This window comes from Kitasatospora sp. NPDC036993 (genome assembly GCF_055607525.1).
The window spans coordinates 16535-32630 of the sequence record NZ_JBVJRP010000027.1 but is presented as its reverse complement, the minus strand read 5'-3'; the positions used below and the strand labels follow the sequence as shown (position 1 = coordinate 32630).

Sequence of the window (16096 nt, the reverse complement as noted above, 5' to 3'; positions counted from 1 at the left end):
CGGGGAAGACGGGGAACTGCTAAACTGGGGCGGGGAGGATCGGGAAAATGGAGACTTGGATGGGGAGGCTCGGGTCCTTCTGCTGGAGTGGCGGGCGCGGGGCCCGGCTCAACCCGCCCCCCGCCCCCGCACCGTCCCGTGACGCTCGCGGATACCGTGGGGCCATGATGCGTGCGTGGCTGCCGCTGGCGCTCGTCCTGCCAACCCCGACCCCGCCCGGGTGCGCGAACAGCTCCCCGCCGCCACCACCTGACCCGGCGACAGTCCGGTCCGGGGCGTTGCAGTCCGGTGACATGGAATGCGCGATTCCGTCGATCGTTCGTACTAATTTCGACGTGCACGCCGCCCCCGCCTCCCGGCCCTCGCCGGACGGGGGCGGGCACCGAGCGCCTCCGCACCCGTACTTCGTTCAGGAGAACCGCATGTCCCTCTCGACGACCCGCCGTACGACCGCTCGCCGTTCGCTGGTCGGGACCGTCCTGGCCGCGGCCCTGCTGGTACCCGCGGCCACGGCCTGCTCCTCCTCCGCGGACGCCCACGACACGGCCGCGCCCGCCACCACCCCGCCGGCCGCCACCGCACCCACCACCCCGGCCGCGCCGCCCGCCACCGCACCGCCCACCACGCCCGCCGTGCCCACCACTTCCGCCAAGAGCGGCGCGCCCGCCCCGGCCACCACGCCCTCCAAGGGCGGCGTGACCACCCCGGCCGCCCCGCCCAAGGGGACGTCCGCGGGCCACTCCCCGACCCTGGTGGACGGCAGCACGGCGGAGATCCGCGACCTCGGCAACCAGAACTACAGCGCCAAGATCGTCAACAGCGGCCAGGTCCTCGCCACGCTGGAGACGAAGAACGAGGACGCCGGACTCAACGCCAACGGCATGTTCGTCGTGCTCTCCCTGGACGGCACCATCCACTCCTGGATGGGCGGCTCCCACTCCGGCCCGGGCACCGTCAAGCTGGCGGGCGGCTGGACGGCCAAGGTCACCAAGACCGGCGAACTCCACTACCGCGCCGAGATCCTGGGCATGAACAACGAGGTCTACGGCACGCTGGACGCCGACCAGCACGACACCGGAGCCGCCGCCAACGGCGTCTACATCGTCCTCTCCGCCGGCGGCGAGATCAGCGCCCACGCCTGATCACCCCGGGGCCACCAGCCTCCCCACGGCAACGCCCGCCACCGCCCCCGCCGAGCACGGGGGCGGCGACCAGCCCCGCCGACCGCCGCCCGACCTGCCGGAGCCGACACTCCTCGGCTTTCGACGGACACGCCCATCTATGTGGCCCGCCTTCGATAGGTGGTATCCGGAGCCGACCAAGAGAGGCGAGGACCGATGCAGCGCGCTGATGCGGAGTGGATGCTGAGGTGGTGTACCCTGCAAGGCTTCCTGGCGGTGCGGGCCGTCGCTCGGTACGGGGTGTTCGAGGCGGAGGCGGCTGTCGCGGGCGTGGCGTCCGGGACGGAGGCTCTGGCGGAGTACCTGGCGGGGGTGGCGGACGTCTGTCGGCGGGTCAGAGGCGAATGGGCGGCCGGGGCCCGGGCGGAGGCGGCGTTGGTGACTGGGTTTCGGGAGACGGACTCGATCGGGCAGCGTTGGCTGTTGGCCACCTGCCGCGAGTACGGAGGAGAAGACGAGTACCGGGCGCTGCTGGCGGCGGCGCGGAGTATGAAGACGGGCCGTCCGGGCGGGCGTCGGCGTCGTGCGGCGTCGGTGCGGTGGTGCGAGGACATGCACGACGCCGGGTTCGCCGACATCCACGAGCTGGCCACGGCTCACGCGCCCGGCGAACTACCGGAGGAGCCACGACGGCAGATCGAGGAGATCGCCGACGCCTGCCACCGGATCCCGTACCCGGCGGCCATGGTGCCGCCGGTGCGGCCGCTGCTGGCCCCCCGGCGGTTGGCGGGGAGCTGGTTCCCGACGTCGCGGATCGGCCGGGCCTGGGTGCGGGAGCGTTCCGCGGGGTTGCCCTACCGGGTGCCGCGCTCGATCCGGCGGACGCTGGAGAAGGCCGGACCCGAGGACGGTGGCCAGGAGGACGGGACGCGCGTGCGTTCCTGATGGCCGCCCGGGAGCTGACGGTCGCTTGAGCGGCGCGCGGGCAGGTGGACGTGCCGAAGGGCGGAACCACCGAGCCGCTCGGTGATACCGCCCTCAGCCGACGCTCGGCGCTCTGCAAAGGGACGCCGAGGTCGGGTCTCAGCGGACCTCGGCCACCAGCGGCCCGTACCGCGCCTTGATGTCCGCCTCCGCCGTCTGCCACTGCGGGGTCTCGACCACCACCCCGGCGCCGTTGGGGGCGATCGTCAGCCCGTTGATCGCCACGCCCTTGGCCTGCCATTCCGTGGTGTCCGCCTTGATCCGGTCCACGAGCGCGCGGAGCTGGTTCTCGGAGGCCTGCACGTCGGCGAACGTCACCTTCAGCAGGGGCCAGCCGGTCGCCATGCGGGTCACGTTGGCGTCCAGGTCGCTGCCGGGGACCCGCATCACATAGACCGTGTTCGTGCGGGCGGAGACGCAGACGCCGGAGTAGTGGTCGGGGTAGTTCGTCATCGCCATGCCCCCGATGGACCGGCCCGCTCCCATCAGATCGGCCTGCGGATCGTCCGAGGACGAGCCCGAGGACGTGGGCCGGTCCGAGGACGAGCCCGAGGACGTGGGCCGGTCCGAGGACGAGCCCGACGACGTGGGCCGGTCCGAGGACGAGCCCGACGACGTGGGCCGGTCCGAGGACGAGCCCGAGGACGTGGGCCAGGAGGAGGACGAGCCCGAGAACAGCGGCAGGCCCGACGGGACGCCGGTTGACGAGGGTGAACCGGAGGACGACGGGTCAGGCGTCGGGACTCCGGACGAGGCCGAGCCAGACGAAGCCTCGCCCGATGACGGCATCCCCGACGAGGACCCCCCAGCGGCACCCTCGACGAACTCCCCCCCGATGAGGAGTCCCCCCGACGAGGACCCCCCCGGCGAAGGCTGCGTGACCACGCGCGAGTGCTGGCCCGGCGTCCCCATCGACGAGGGCCCCTGCTCACAACCCCAGATCACGACCGCCGGCCCCGGACCGGTCGCCCCAGGGGTCGGACTCGACAGGCCCATGCCCGCCCCCGCCACCCCCGTACGCCCCGGCCCGGCGCCGCCGCCGACCTGGGTCAGCAGGCCCGCCCCGACGGCCAGCACCGCCACCGCCGTCGCCCCCCGTACGGCCGCCTGCCGCCGGACCCGTCGTCGTCCGGCCTCGCGCAGCTCGGCCAGCGGCGGGCTGCCGCCGATGCCCGCCGCGTGCGCCCCGAGCCGGGTGACCAGTTCCTCCTCGAACCTGTCCTCAGCGCTCATGCCCCACCAACTCCCTCACCGGTTCGATTTCCTGTCGAAGCGCCTTGATCCCGCGCGCCAGGTGGGTCTTCGCCGTGGGCACCGAGCACCCCAGCTCCTCCGCCACCTGCGCGACCGGCAGGTCCAGGTAGTAGCGCAGCACGACGGCCGCCCGCTGCCGCCGTGGCAGTCCGGCCAGCGCCGCCGCCAGCTGGTCGTCCCGCTCGGCGTCCTGGACCGCCGGCCCGTCCGGCAGTGCGGAGGTGAGCACCTCGCGTCTGGTCCGGCGCCACCGCGAGACGTGGGTGCGGACCATCGTCGTGCGGACGTACCCCTCGGTGGCTCCCGCGTCCCGGATCGTCGAGCGTCTCGGGTACACCTGGGCCAAGGCGTCGTGCAGCAGGTCCCGGGCGTCGTGGACGTTCCCCGTGATCAGGTACGCCCCGCGCAGCAGAGACTGGTACCGCGCCGCGACGAACTCGTCGAAAGGGTCGGATCCGGAGCCCCCGGGACGGATCGATTCGCGCTTCATACCCACCAGGACGTCACAGCGGCCGAAAACGGATGACAACGGACCGTACCTGTTTTGGCCAGGGGCTTTCGGCTGCCGCCGGCCCGGCCCAGCCCGTCCCAGGACAGTCGGCGCCGCACGGCGCCGCACACCGGCCCGTCCCGGCCGGCCGACGGCCTCTGGTGTTTCGGCGCCGCGTCACTAACATGAGTTCTCCTCGCGTTTCTCGTCAGGAGGCTGTCATGCCGGACCGCTTCGACCTCCCGGCGGACTTCCGCTGGGGCGCCGCCACCGCCGCCTACCAGATCGAGGGGGCGGTGGAGGAGGACGGCCGCGGCCCGTCCGTCTGGGACGTCTTCGCCGCCCGCCCCGGCGCCGTCCGCGACGGCCACACGGGCGCGGTGGCCTGCGACCACTACCACCGGTATCCCGAGGACATCGAGCTGATGCGCGGGCTCGGCCTCGACGGCTACCGCTTCTCCGTCTCCTGGCCCCGGGTGCTGCCCACCGGCGCCGGCGCGGTCAACGAGGCCGGGCTCGCCTTCTACGACCGGCTCGTGGACGCGCTGCTGGACGCCGGCATCACCCCGCTGCCCACCCTCTTCCACTGGGACCTCCCGCAGGCCCTGGAGGACGAGGGAGGCTGGCTCGACCGCGACACCGCGTACCGCTTCGCCGAGTACGCCACCGTCATGGCCGACCGCCTCGGTGACCGCGTCCCCGCCTGGATCACCCTCAACGAGCCCTTCGTCCACACCGTGTACGGCTACGCCCTGGGCACCCACGCCCCCGGCCGCACCCTGATGTTCGAGGCCCTCCCGGCCGCCCACCACCAGCTCCTCGCCCACGGCCTGGCCGCCTCGGTCCTCCACGACCGCGGCCTGCTGGCGATGCTCTCCAACAACCTCACCCCCGTCGAGCCGGCCTCCCCCTCGGCCGAGGACACCGCCGCCGCCGAGGCCTACGACGCCCTGCACAACCGGCTGTTCACCGACCCCGTCCTCCTCGGCCGCTACCCCGACCTCTCCGCCCTCGGCGTCCCCGACGACATCTTCGGCGCCGTCCACCCGGGCGACATCGACCTCATCCACACCCCCGGCCTCGACGGCCTCGGCCTCAACTTCTACAACCCCACCCGCGTCGCCGCCCCCACCGGACCCGGCCTCCCCTTCGACCTCGTCGACATCCCCGACGTCCCCCACACCGCCTTCGGCTGGCCCGTCGTCCCCGAGGCCCTCCACCGACTCCTGCTCAGCCTCCGGGACTTGTACGGCAAGGCCCTCCCGCCCATCACCATCACCGAGAACGGCTGCTCCGTCACCGAGGACACCGTCCCCGACCGGCCCCGCATCGACTTCATGGCCGCCCACCTCGACGCCCTCGCCCGGGCCGTCGCCGAGGGCGTCGACATCCGCGGCTACTACACCTGGTCCCTGCTCGACAACTTCGAGTGGGCGGAGGGGCTGTTCAGCCAGCGCTTCGGCCTCGTCCACGTCGACTTCGCGACCCAGCGGCGCACCCCGAAGGCCTCGTACGCCTGGTACCGCGACCTGATCGCCGCCCACCGGGCCCGCTCGCTCCCGCACTGACAGCGGTCCGAGGCCGCCGCCCGTCGCCGCAGCCGCCCGTCGCCGCCGCCGGGCGGTACGCGGTGCCCCCGGCAGGGTGGCCGCTGGACCTCCGCGGGCGCTCCGTCGCCTCCGGCATCAGTATTCTGGTGCCCGACGGAGGGGAAGGGGAGTCGTTGCGCAGGGTGCCGCCGGAGATGTTCCGGTTCACGACGGGGGAGAAGGCCGAGCTCTACGGTGCGATCCTCCAGGCCTTCGGCGCCGCCAACGAGCGGCTGGAGACCGCGCTCGGACTGGACGAGGTCAGGGCCCGGCTGCGGACGGTCGGCTGGCTCGACGCGATCCACGACGACGACCTGCGGGAAGCGCTGCTGAAGCTCAGGGAGTGGCAGCTGCTGGACGTCGTCCAGAACCACGCGGAGAACTACCGCACCGCCGAGGAGTACGAGCGCCGCAACCTCCAGTACTCGCTGACCAGGCGCGGCGAGGCCGCGTTCGCCGGGGTCGAGCACGCGCTCGCGGTGCTGGCCTCGACCGGGGCGCTCCAGACGGCGGTGCTGGAGGCGATCACGGACCGGCTCGACGAGCTGTACGTCCTGCTGGGGGACTCCGCGTCCTCGGACCGCCGGGTCTTCAGCACGCTCCAGGAGCTGGAGGGCCACCTGGAGGCGCTGCTCTCCAACACCAAGGCGTTCAACGGCGAGTTGCAGCGCCTGCTGCGCGCCGAGGGGGCGGACCTGGCGACCTTCCGGGAGGTGAAGGCCGCGACGGTGGCCTATCTCCAGGAGTTCCTCGTCAACCTCGACCAGCGGGGACAGACGGTCGCCTCCGCCGTGGAGCGGGTCGAGGAGCGCGGGGTGGGCCTGCTGCACGAGCGGGCGGTGCGGGGCGCCGAGCTGCCGCCGGTCGCGGACGGCGATCCGGCGCCGGCCTGGCTGGAGCGGCGCCGGGCACGCTGGGAGGGGCTCCGGGCCTGGTTCCGGCCCGTGGACGGGTCGCGGCCCCGGGTGGAGCAGCTGTACGACGTGGCGCGGCGGGCGATCGTGACGCTCCTCCAGGTCCTCGACCGGATCACCGAGTCACGGCGCCGCTCCTCCGGCGCCGTCCAGGACTTCCGGGAACTGGCCCGCTGGTTCGCCGCGGCGCCCACCGAGGACGACCTGCACCGTCTCTGGTCGGCCGCCTTCGGCCTCGGCCCGGCCCGCCACGCCCATCTCGCCCACCCCGACCAGGAGTTGGTGCCCTCCTCGGGCACCTGGGCGGAGGCCCCGCCGGTGGAGGTGTCCGCCCTGCTGCGGGCCAGCGGCCGCACCGAGCGGTTCACGCGCACCGGCAGGGTGCGCGACATCGGCGGGATCAAGGCGGCCCGCGCCGAGCTGGCCCGCAAGGAGCGCGCCGAACTCGAAGCCGCCTGGGACGTCCTGGGCACCGACGGCCCCGTACGGCTCTCCGGCTTCGGCACGCTGGACCATTCCGTCTTCGAGCGGCTGCTCGACCTCCTCGGCAGGGCGCTGGCGGTACGGCCGGACGGCAGCGGAGCGCGTCGGGCGGTCACCTCGGACGGCCGGGTCGAGGTCGTCCTCCGGCCGCTGCCCGATGCCGGACGGGCCGTCCTGTGGACGTCCAGGGGGCGGCTGGAGGGGCCCGACTTCCTGGTGGAGATCCGAGGCCCGGGCGCCTCGCGGGCGAGCACCGCTGAGGGGTCCACATGAGTGGATCGGTCCGCATGAGCAGAGGAGTCCGCATGAGCAGAGAGGTCCGGATGAGCGGGCGGAGCGCGGTCACCCTCGGGAGGGACACATGAGCACGCTCGCGAACCAGCTGGTCCTGGCCGAGCGGCAGGACGTCGCCCGCGGCGTCAGGCTGCTCCTCGGCCGACCGCTGATCACCGAGCGCGGCGACCCGGCCGCCTTCGAGCTGGTCCGCCGCCGGCAGGGGCCGCTGACCAAGTGGTTCGACTACAACTGCGGCTGGCAGCTGGTGGTGGAGCCGCGCCTGGGGTACGCGCGGCTGTTCAAGATCCGGGCCGTGCCCCACACCTCGCGCCCCGCCCGGCGGCTGCGGTCCGGCAGGGCGCCGTTCGACCGCCGCCGCTACACCCTGCTGTGCGTCGTCGCGGCCGAGCTGCTCCCCGTCCCGGTGACGACGGTCGGCCTGATCGCCGACCGGGTCGTCCAGGCCTGTGCCGCCGACGAGGCGCTGCCGCCCTTCGACACGGCGGGCAGGTCCGAGCGGATGGCCTTCGTGGACGTGCTCAAACTCCTGGAGGCCTACGGGGCGCTCCTCACGGTGGACGGCGTCACCGAGAGCTTCGTCGACTCGGCGGAGGCCAAGGTGCTCTACCGCGTGGACGCCACCGTGCTGATGCGCCTGCTCGCCGCGCCCGTCGGCCCGTCCCGGCTGGCCGTCCCGGCGGAGGACGTACCGTTGCGCTTCGAGGAACTCCTGGAGGGCACGGTGCGCGAGAGCCGGTACGGCGGCGCCGACGCCTCCGACGCGCAGCGCAACCTCGGACTGCGGCACTCGGTGCTGCGCCGGCTCCTCGACGATCCCGTCCTCCACCACGACGAGCTCCGCGCCGACGAACTGGCCTACCTCACCTCCCCGACCGGGCGCCAGATCGTGCGGCGCGCCGCAGAGCAGGGCGGTTTCGTGCTGGAGGAACGGGCGGACGGTCTGCTGCTCGTAGACCCGGACGGGATCGCCACCGACAGCCGTTTCCCGGACGACTCCGCGACGGCCCGTGTCGCCGCCCTGCTCCTGCTGGACCCGCTGACGGCCGCCCCCGGCGGGCTGACACCGGAACAGCTCACCGTGGAGGCGAACGGACTCCTGCGGCGCTTCCCGCAGTGGGCGAAGGGCTACCAGTCGGAGGACGGCGCACAGCGCCTCACGGCCGACGCCGTCCGGGTCCTCACCGACTTCGGCCTGGCCGGCCGGGCCGGCGACCGTACCGTTGCCCGGCCCGCGGCGTTCCGGTACCGGAGCACCGTGACCCCCGCGACCGCCGTGACCCCTGCGACCGCCGGTCCCACGACCTGACCAGGGAGGACTTCCGATGACCGTGACACACCTTCCGCGGCCCTCCGCGCTCCGGACGCCAGGGGCCGTGGCGCGGTGGCAGCCCTCCAGGGCCGGCATCCTCAACGTCTGGCGCTACTACGACGAGACCTTCACCTTCCACGAGGGCCGGCTGCTCCTGCGGGGGCAGAACGGCACCGGAAAGTCCAAGGCGCTGGAGGTGCTGCTGCCGTTCCTGCTCGACGCCAGCCTGCGCCCCAGCCGGCTGTCCACCTTCGGCGGCTCCGAGCGCACCATGCACTGGAACCTGATGGGCGAGGGCACCTCGGGCAAGACCCGGGTCGGCTACGTCTGGCTGGAGTTCGTCCGCGGCGGCGACAGCGCCGGCGACGGAGACGCCGCGGACGATCCCGTCCGGTTCACCTGCGGCGCCAGACTCCAGGCCAGCGTGCACACCACCGGCGTCACCGCCGACTACTTCACCACCAACGCGCGGATCGACCGCCCCGGCGGCCTCGCCCTGGTCAACGAGGCCGGCCAGCCGCTCACCCGCGCGGCTCTGGCCGAAGCCCTCCAGGGCCGGGGCGAGCTGCACGGATCGTCGGCCGACTACCGCAACACCGTCCGTGGCACGCTCTTTCCCGGACTGGGCGAGCAGCGCTACGACGCCCTGATCACCGCCCTGCTCCAGCTCCGCACCCCCAAGCTGTCCGAGCGCCTGGACCCGTCGCTGCTGTCCGCCCTGCTCTCCCGGGCCCTGCCGCCGCTCGGCCAGGGCGAGATCACCGAACTGGCCGAAGGCTTCGAACGCCTCGACCGCCAGCGAGAACACCTGAAGACCCTGGACGACGAAGTGGCCGCGGCCACCGCCGTCGCCCACCAGCAGCGCGGCTACGCCCAGCGCGTCCTGCGCGCCGGGGCCGCCGCGCTCATCTCCGCGACCACCGAGATGGACAACCTCACCCGCGTCGCCCGGGAGAGCGAGGAGGAGCACGCCGGAGCCCTGCGCGAGCGCGAGGCGAGCACCCGCGCGAAGGACGAGCTCGGCCACCGGGTCCAGGAGATCGACGGCGCCATCGAGGGGCTGCTCGGCTCCGAGGTCTACCGGCAGGGCCAGGAACTCGACCAGCTCCGCCGCAGGGCCGAGCAGGCCGCCGGGGCCGCCGCCAGGCTGCGCGCCGCCGCCGACCGGAAGGCCGGTGCGGCCGCCGAGGACGCCGGGCGGGCCGACGAGGCGCGGCTGCGCTCCGACCAGCGGGCGGAGCACACCCGCGTCGCCAGGGAGGATGCCAGGGGCGCGGCGCGGCGCGTGGCCATGGAGTCCCTCTGCACCGAGGTGCAGGAGGTGCTCGGCGCCACCCCGGATCCGTCCGGGGACGTGGGGGAGCAGGGGCGCAGGGCACGCCGCCTGCTGCGCGGTGCGGTCGTGTCGCGGCACGGCCAGATCGCCGGGGTCCGTGCCGCCGTCGAACGCCACGAGCGTTCCGTCGCGGACCGGACGGTGGCGGAGCAGCACCTCGACACGGCGCGCGGGCGGCTGGCCGAGGCGTCCGCGCGGCGGGACGGGAACGCCGGCGCCTACGAGGCCGCCGTCGACGCCCACGCCGACGGGCTGCGCCGGTGGGCGGCGGCCGACTGCACCGAACTGCGCATCGAGGACGTCGAGGAACTCGCCTCCCTGGCCGCCGCCGAGACGGACGTCCTCGCGCTGGTCGAGGCGGCCGCCCGTACGGCGGAGAGCGCCCTCACCGCCGAGGAGACGACCGTCCGGGCGGGCCGGGACGACGCCCGCGCCCGGCGCGACCGGACCGCCGACGAGCTGGCGGACACGGCGGCGGCGACCGATCTGCAGCCCGTCGCCCCGCGCACCCGCACGGCCGACCGGTCGGTGCTGCCGGGAGCGCCGCTGTGGCGGCTGCTGGCGTTCCGGCCGGACGTGCCTCCCGCCGACCAGGCGGGCATCGAGGCGGCCCTGGAAGCGGCCGGCCTGCTGGACGCCTGGCTGACCCCCGACGGCGGCCTCGCGGTCCCCGGCCACGACACCCTGGCCGACCCCGCGTCGGCCACGCCCGCACCGGGCAGCTCCCTGCTCGACGTCCTGGTTCCCGAGCCCGAAGGCCCGGTGCCGGCCGGTCAGGTGCGGCGGCTGCTGGCCGGCGTCGCCTACGGCCCCACCCTCCCCGCGGGCCACCCGGTGGCGGTGGCGGCCGACGGCAGCTGGCGGCTCGCGACGGCGGTCGGCTCCTGGACCAAGGCGGAGTCCGGCCACATCGGAGCCGCGGCCAGGGAACGCGCCAGGCAGCGGCGCATCGCCGTCCTCACCGCCGAACTGGCCGAGGCCACCGCCACCGTCACCGGTTTCGAGGCGCGGCTGCGCGGCCTCGCCGACCGCAGGGCGCGCCTCGGCGCCGACCTCCTGTCCCGGCCGCACCACGGGGAGGTGGACCGGGCCAGGCGCGCCTGGGAGCGGTCCGAGTCCGAGGTGGGCGCCCGCGAGGACACCGTACGCGAGGCCGTCGAGCGGCTCGTACGGCAGGAGGACGCCGTCGCGGCCGCGCTGCGCGCCCTCGCCGTCGCGTCGGCCGAGCACGCCCTGCCGACCGAGCGGGCCGCCCTGGACGCGACCGCCACGGCCGTCGACGGGCTGCGCGAGCAGGCCGACGTCTGGCTGGACGCCCACCTCGCCTGGGTGGCCGCCCGGCACGCCTGGGACACCGCCCGCGGCCACGCCGAGGCCGCCGGGGAGGCCGCGGCGGAGAGCGCGGCCGAGGCGGAGGAGGCCGAGGCGGCCGCCCGAGGGCTCCGGTCCGCGCTCCAGGCCGTCGAGAGCACCGTCGGCGAGGACTACCGCCAGGTGGCCGCCAGGATCGGCGACCTGCGGACGTCGCTCGACCGGACCCGCCGTGAGATCGACGCCGGCACCCGGGCACTCATCGCGCTGGAGGGCCGGATCGGCGCGCTGAGCGCCGTCACGGCCCAGGACGCGGGCCGGCGCGACGAGGCCGTGGCGGCCCGCAACGAGGCCGCCCGTGGCTTCCGGCGCCTGTGCGTGCTCGGATTCCCCGAGGACGCGGGCCTCGGTCTCACCCTCACCGCCGCGGACGGTACCCGCGCCACCCTCGAAGCGGCCCGCGAGACCGCCGCCACCTGGCCGGGACTGCCGCACGGCACCAGGAACCTCGGCGACTCCCTGAACCGCCTCTCCGAAGCCGTCCACCGCGCCCGCCAGAGCCTCAGCAGCCGCGCCGACCTCGAACTGGAGGCCGAGGAGGACATCCACGTCCTCACCGCCACCGTCGACGGCATCCGGGTCGGTGCGACGAGCCTCCTCGCCATCCTCACCGGCGACCGCGACCGCAGCCAGGACGACATCACCGCCGCCGAACGCGGACTCTTCGACCGGACCCTCACCGGCGACACCCGCCGCCACCTCGCCTCCCGCATCCGCCAGGCCGGTGAGCTCGTCGAGCGGATGAACGGCCACCTCGAACGGGTCCGCACCGCCTCGCGGGTGGCCGTCCGGCTGGTGTGGCAGATCCACCCGGACCTGCCCGCCGGCACCAGGACGGCCCGGGAACTGCTGCTCAAGGACCCGGCCAGGATCACCGAGGCCGACCGCGAGGCCCTGCACGCCTTCTTCCGGGGCCGCATCGAGGAGGCCAAGACCCGCAACACCGCCGCCACGTGGGAGGAGCAGCTCGCCGAGGTCCTCGACTACACGGCCTGGCACCAGTTCGTCGTCAAGCTGGACCGCGCCAACGGCGCCGGCTGGCAACTGCTCACCAAGAAGCTCCACGGCGCGCTCTCGGGCGGGGAGAAGGCCATCGCGCTCCACCTGCCGCTGTTCGCCGCGGTGGCCGCCCACTACGAGGCGGTGCCGGAGTCCCCGCGGCTGATCCTGCTCGACGAGGTCTTCGTCGGCGTCGACACCGTCAACCGCGGGCAGGTCTTCGCCCTCCTCGCGGCGCTCGACCTCGACCTGGTGCTCACCTCGGACCACGAGTGGTGCACCTACCGGGAGCTCTCCGGCATCGCCGTCCACCAGCTGATCACCGGCGGCGACGGCGACGACGCCGTCACCAGCGCCCGCTTCACCTGGACGGGCACCGACCTGCTGCCCGACGAGGCGGACCCGGACGGGGCCGACCCGGATGAGGCCGGCCCCGGCGCGGACGAGGCCGGCCCGGACGGACCGGCATGACGGACCGCCACCCCCTCGACCTCCCCGAGCTCCGCCCCCTCTGGGCGGCCGTCCACGACCGCCTGTCGACCGGCCGCCCCGTCAGCCGGGTGCGCTCCGGGCCGCTCGACGACGCCGGCCGGGAGGCCCTGGCCGACCTCCTCGGACTCGACCGGCTCCCCGGCGTCCAGCCGACGATCCACCTCGGCGGACTGGAGACCGCCGTGGTGGACGCCTGCGGGGGACCGGTCCGGGAGGTGGTGGCGGCGATCCTCGGCCCGATCCCCGACCGGGCCGCCGAGCGCGAGCGCAGGACCGGGCAACGCGACGCCCTGTGGGGGTGGCTGGCCGGCCACGACGTGGTCACCGCCCAGCCCGTCCTCCTGGAATGGGTCGCCCACCTGCGGGCCAACGGACTGGCCGACGGCTCGCCCGAGCGGACCCGCGACCTGCTGTCCGCCGCCCTGACGGTGCTGGCGGCCCTCCCCGCGGGCGGGGAACCGCTCCCGGTCATCGCCGCCCGGCACCTCGACGGGGACTCCCACGCCCTCGACGACGGGACCCGGCTGTCCGGCCTCGTCCTGCGCGCCCTGGCGGTGCTGTACGGCACCGGCGTGCCGGACGGCGCCGAGGCCAGGCGCGCGCTCTGGAGCCGGGCCGGGGTGGCCGACGACCAGCTCTCCGCCACCGTGCTCGCCGTCGGTCTGCGCCTCGGCGGGGACGGCCCGGTCGCCGGGGTCTCCCGGATCTGCGCCGAGGCCGGTCACCCCGTCAGCCTCACCCTGGCCCAACTCCGCTCTCCCGGCGGACTCGCCGTGCCCGCGGGGCCGGTGCACATCGCCGAGAACCCCAGCGTGCTCGCCCTGGCCCTGCGCCGCTTCGGCCGGAACTGTCCACCGCTGGTCTGCACCTCGGGCTGGCCCAACACCGCCGTGATCCACCTGCTGCGCCTGCTCGCCGGAGCCGGGGCCTCCCTGCACCACCACGGGGACTTCGACGGCGAGGGCATCCGGATCGCCGCCCACGTCATGGCCAAGACCGGAGCCGTCCCCTGGCGGATGGCGGCGCAGGACTACCGCCGCGCCGCGGCGCTGGTCCGTTCGGGCCCCGACCCGGGGCGCCTCACGCCCGCACCGTGGGACCCGGCCCTCGTCGACGCGATGGCCGAACTGCGCACCGCCGTGGTCGAGGAAGTGACCGCGGACGCCCTGCTGGACGACCTGGCGACGGTCGGACGATGACAGCCGTGCCCGGCGGGGGGACGGCAGGGCGGATCGATCCTGTCCGTACAACTCGATGCGTTCGTCCGCCGTACGGCGGGCAGTCATGAACGGTCCGCCGGGCGGTACCCCGCACGCGCTGTCCTGGGGGCGCCGTCCTCCACCCTCATGACATGTCGAGGTCATCCACCCATGGCAGAGCCGAACCGTCGCCGCTTCCTCCAACTCGCGGGCGCCACCGCCGCGTTCCCGTCGCTGTCGCAGAGCATCGCGCGAGCCGCCGCCATCGCCCCGCTGGGCGGCACCGGCACCATCCAGGACGTCGAGCACATCGTCGTGCTGATGCAGGAGAACCGTTCGTTCGACCACTACTTCGGCGCGCTGAAGGGCGTCCGCGGCTTCGGCGACCCCCGTCCGGTGACCCTGCCGAGCGGCAGGCCGGTGTGGTACCAGACGGACGGCCTCAAGCGGGAGGTGCTGCCGTTCCGGCCCCAGGTCAGGGATCTCGGGATGCAGTTCGTCCAGGACCTCAACCACGACTGGGCCGGCGGCCACCGGGCCTTCAACGGCGGCAGGTACGACCAGTGGGTCCCCGCCAAGACGGCCACCACGATGGCCTACCTGACCCGCGACGACATCCCCTTCCACTACGCGCTCGCCGACGCGTTCACCGTCTGCGACGCCTACCACTGCTCGTTCATCGGCTCCACCGACCCGAACCGCTACTACCTGTGGTCGGGCTGCACCGGCAACGGCGTCACCGGCAACGGCCCGGTCCTCGGCAACCAGGAGGCCGGCTACACCTGGACGACCTACCCCGAGCGGCTGGAGAAGGCCGGGATCTCCTGGAAGATCTACCAGGACGTCGGCGACGGCCTCGACGCGGCCGGTTCCTGGGGCTGGATCGGCGACGCGTACCGCGGCAACTACGGCGACAACTCGCTGCTCTACTTCGACAACTACCGCAACGCCAAGCCCGGTGACCCGCTGTACGACAAGGCCCGCACCGGCACCAACGCCAAGGCGGGCGACGGCCTGTTCGACCACCTGCGGCGCGACGTCCAGGCCGGCACGCTGCCGCGGATCTCCTGGATCGCCGCCCCCGAGGCCTTCACCGAGCACCCCAACTGGCCCGCCAACTACGGCGCCTGGTACGTCTCGCAGGTGCTGGACGCGCTCACCGCCAACCCCGCCGTGTGGGCCAGGACCGCGCTGTTCGTCACCTACGACGAGAACGACGGCTTCTTCGACCACGTGGTGCCGCCGTTCCCGCCCTCCTCCGCCGCGCAGGGGCTGTCGACGGTGGCGACCACCGCCGAGCAGTACGCCGGTGGCATCGGCTACGCGGCCGGACCGTACGGGCTGGGCCAGCGGGTGCCGATGCTGGTCGTCTCGCCCTGGAGCACCGGCGGCTACAGCTGCTCGGAGACCTTCGACCACACCTCGGTCATCCGCTTCATGGAGCGCCGCTTCGGCGTCCGGGAGCCCAACATCTCGCCCTGGCGGCGCGCCGTCTGCGGCGACCTGACCTCCGCCTTCGACTTCACCGCGTCGAACGCGACCCCGGCGGCGCTCCCCTCCACGGCCGGCTACCTCCCGCCGGACCGCGACCGGCACCCGGACTACGTGCCCACCCCGCCCGCCGCCGGCGCCATGCCGAAGCAGGAGCCGGGCGCGCGGCCCACCCGCCCGCTGGCGTACGCGCCGTACGTGGACGGTGCGGCCGACACCGCCACGGGCAAGTACCGCCTCACCTTCAGCGCGGGCGCGGCGGCGGGCGCCCAGTTCCTGGTGACCTCGGCCAACCGCACCGACGGCCCGTGGACGTACACCACGGAGGCGGGCAGGACGATCGCGGACGCCTGGAACACCACGTACTCCCAGGGCGTCACGGACCTGACCGTGTACGGCCCGAACGGCTTCCTGCGCCGCTTCCGCAGCCCCGGCAAGGCGGCCGGGCCCGAGGTCACCGCGCGGCACGACGCGACCACCGGCAACCTCGCCCTCACCCTCACCAACCCGGGCACCGCGGACGCCGTGCTCACCCTCGCCAACGCCTACGGCGGCGCCCCGCAGACCGTTGCCGTCCGCCGTGGCGCGACCGTCACGTGCACCGTCGACCTGAGTGCCTGCCGCCGGTGGTACGACGTGACCGTCACCTCGGGCGGGACCGCGGACTTCGTGCGCCGCCTCGCCGGCCACGTCGAGACCGGCGCCCCCGGCCTCTCCGACCCGGGCATCGCCACCTCCTGACGCCACCTCCGCACGACGCCACACGC

General features: G+C 74.4%; 10 protein-coding genes. 8 read left to right on the top strand and 2 right to left on the bottom strand.

The genetic code is table 11. The annotated features are described in order from the left end of the window. Positions 1–422 precede the first annotated feature (422 nt). On the top strand, positions 423–1142 hold the full coding sequence (locus tag ACZ7C5_RS35715; RefSeq protein ID WP_401085373.1) for a hypothetical protein: 720 nt from the start codon (positions 423–425) through the stop codon (positions 1140–1142). A 591-nt stretch (positions 1143–1733) separates the two neighbouring features. Next, the gene (locus tag ACZ7C5_RS35710) at positions 1734–2066 is read left to right on the top strand and encodes a hypothetical protein (RefSeq protein WP_401085370.1); all 333 of its coding nucleotides are present in this window, start codon (positions 1734–1736) and stop codon (positions 2064–2066) included. A gap of 138 nt (positions 2067–2204) precedes the next feature. On the opposite strand, the gene ACZ7C5_RS35705 is transcribed toward ACZ7C5_RS35710, so the two are convergent. Both ACZ7C5_RS35705 and ACZ7C5_RS35700 read right to left on the bottom strand, forming a co-directional pair. Beyond that, positions 2205–2564, bottom strand: a complete 360-nt coding sequence (locus ACZ7C5_RS35705) for a hypothetical protein (RefSeq protein WP_401085367.1) — start codon at positions 2562–2564, stop codon at positions 2205–2207. A 763-nt stretch (positions 2565–3327) separates the two neighbouring features. Continuing rightward, positions 3328–3849 (bottom strand): SigE family RNA polymerase sigma factor, encoded by a 522-nt coding sequence (locus ACZ7C5_RS35700; RefSeq protein WP_401085364.1) that lies wholly within the window; start codon positions 3847–3849, stop codon positions 3328–3330. A gap of 221 nt (positions 3850–4070) precedes the next feature. On the opposite strand from ACZ7C5_RS35700, the gene ACZ7C5_RS35695 reads away from it, so the two are divergent. From ACZ7C5_RS35695 to ACZ7C5_RS35670, 6 genes are all read left to right on the top strand, one after another. Beyond that, a complete protein-coding gene (locus ACZ7C5_RS35695; protein WP_470324266.1) occupies positions 4071–5417 on the top strand; it encodes a GH1 family beta-glucosidase in 1347 nt (448 codons plus the stop codon). Between the two features lie 176 nt (positions 5418–5593). Continuing rightward, positions 5594–7108 carry a TIGR02677 family protein gene (locus ACZ7C5_RS35690; protein WP_401085359.1) on the top strand — a complete coding sequence of 505 codons (1515 nt, stop codon included), beginning with the start codon at positions 5594–5596 and terminating at the stop codon, positions 7106–7108. Between the two features lie 88 nt (positions 7109–7196). Then, positions 7197–8438, top strand: coding sequence for a TIGR02678 family protein (locus ACZ7C5_RS35685; RefSeq protein ID WP_470324265.1), 1242 nt, complete (start codon positions 7197–7199; stop codon positions 8436–8438). A 16-nt stretch (positions 8439–8454) separates the two neighbouring features. Beyond that, on the top strand, positions 8455–12618 hold the full coding sequence (locus ACZ7C5_RS35680) for a TIGR02680 family protein (RefSeq protein ID WP_470324264.1): 4164 nt from the start codon (positions 8455–8457) through the stop codon (positions 12616–12618). Further along, positions 12615–13838, top strand: a complete 1224-nt coding sequence (locus ACZ7C5_RS35675; RefSeq protein ID WP_401085350.1) for a TIGR02679 family protein — start codon at positions 12615–12617, stop codon at positions 13836–13838. Before ACZ7C5_RS35680 ends, ACZ7C5_RS35675 begins: the two co-directional genes overlap by 4 nt. A gap of 171 nt (positions 13839–14009) precedes the next feature. Further along, complete coding sequence (locus ACZ7C5_RS35670) at positions 14010–16070, top strand: phosphocholine-specific phospholipase C (protein WP_470324263.1); 2061 nt, start codon at positions 14010–14012, stop codon at positions 16068–16070. The last annotated feature ends 26 nt before the right edge of the window (positions 16071–16096 follow it).

Bases quoted from the DNA above. Each gene is read 5' to 3' on its own strand.
- ACZ7C5_RS35685 (WP_470324265.1), top strand. From the start codon at position 7,197: ATGAGCACGCTCGCGAACCAGCTGGTCCTGGCCGAGCGGCAGGACGTC.
- ACZ7C5_RS35675 (WP_401085350.1), top strand. From the start codon at position 12,615: ATGACGGACCGCCACCCCCTCGACCTCCCCGAGCTCCGCCCCCTCTGG.
- ACZ7C5_RS35710 (WP_401085370.1), top strand. From the start codon at position 1,734: ATGCACGACGCCGGGTTCGCCGACATCCACGAGCTGGCCACGGCTCAC.
- ACZ7C5_RS35705 (WP_401085367.1), bottom strand. From the start codon at position 2,564: ATGGCGATGACGAACTACCCCGACCACTACTCCGGCGTCTGCGTCTCC.
- ACZ7C5_RS35680 (WP_470324264.1), top strand. From the start codon at position 8,455: ATGACCGTGACACACCTTCCGCGGCCCTCCGCGCTCCGGACGCCAGGG.
- ACZ7C5_RS35700 (WP_401085364.1), bottom strand. From the start codon at position 3,849: ATGAAGCGCGAATCGATCCGTCCCGGGGGCTCCGGATCCGACCCTTTC.
- ACZ7C5_RS35690 (WP_401085359.1), top strand. From the start codon at position 5,594: ATGTTCCGGTTCACGACGGGGGAGAAGGCCGAGCTCTACGGTGCGATC.
- ACZ7C5_RS35670 (WP_470324263.1), top strand. From the start codon at position 14,010: ATGGCAGAGCCGAACCGTCGCCGCTTCCTCCAACTCGCGGGCGCCACC.
- ACZ7C5_RS35695 (WP_470324266.1), top strand. From the start codon at position 4,071: ATGCCGGACCGCTTCGACCTCCCGGCGGACTTCCGCTGGGGCGCCGCC.
- ACZ7C5_RS35715 (WP_401085373.1), top strand. From the start codon at position 423: ATGTCCCTCTCGACGACCCGCCGTACGACCGCTCGCCGTTCGCTGGTC.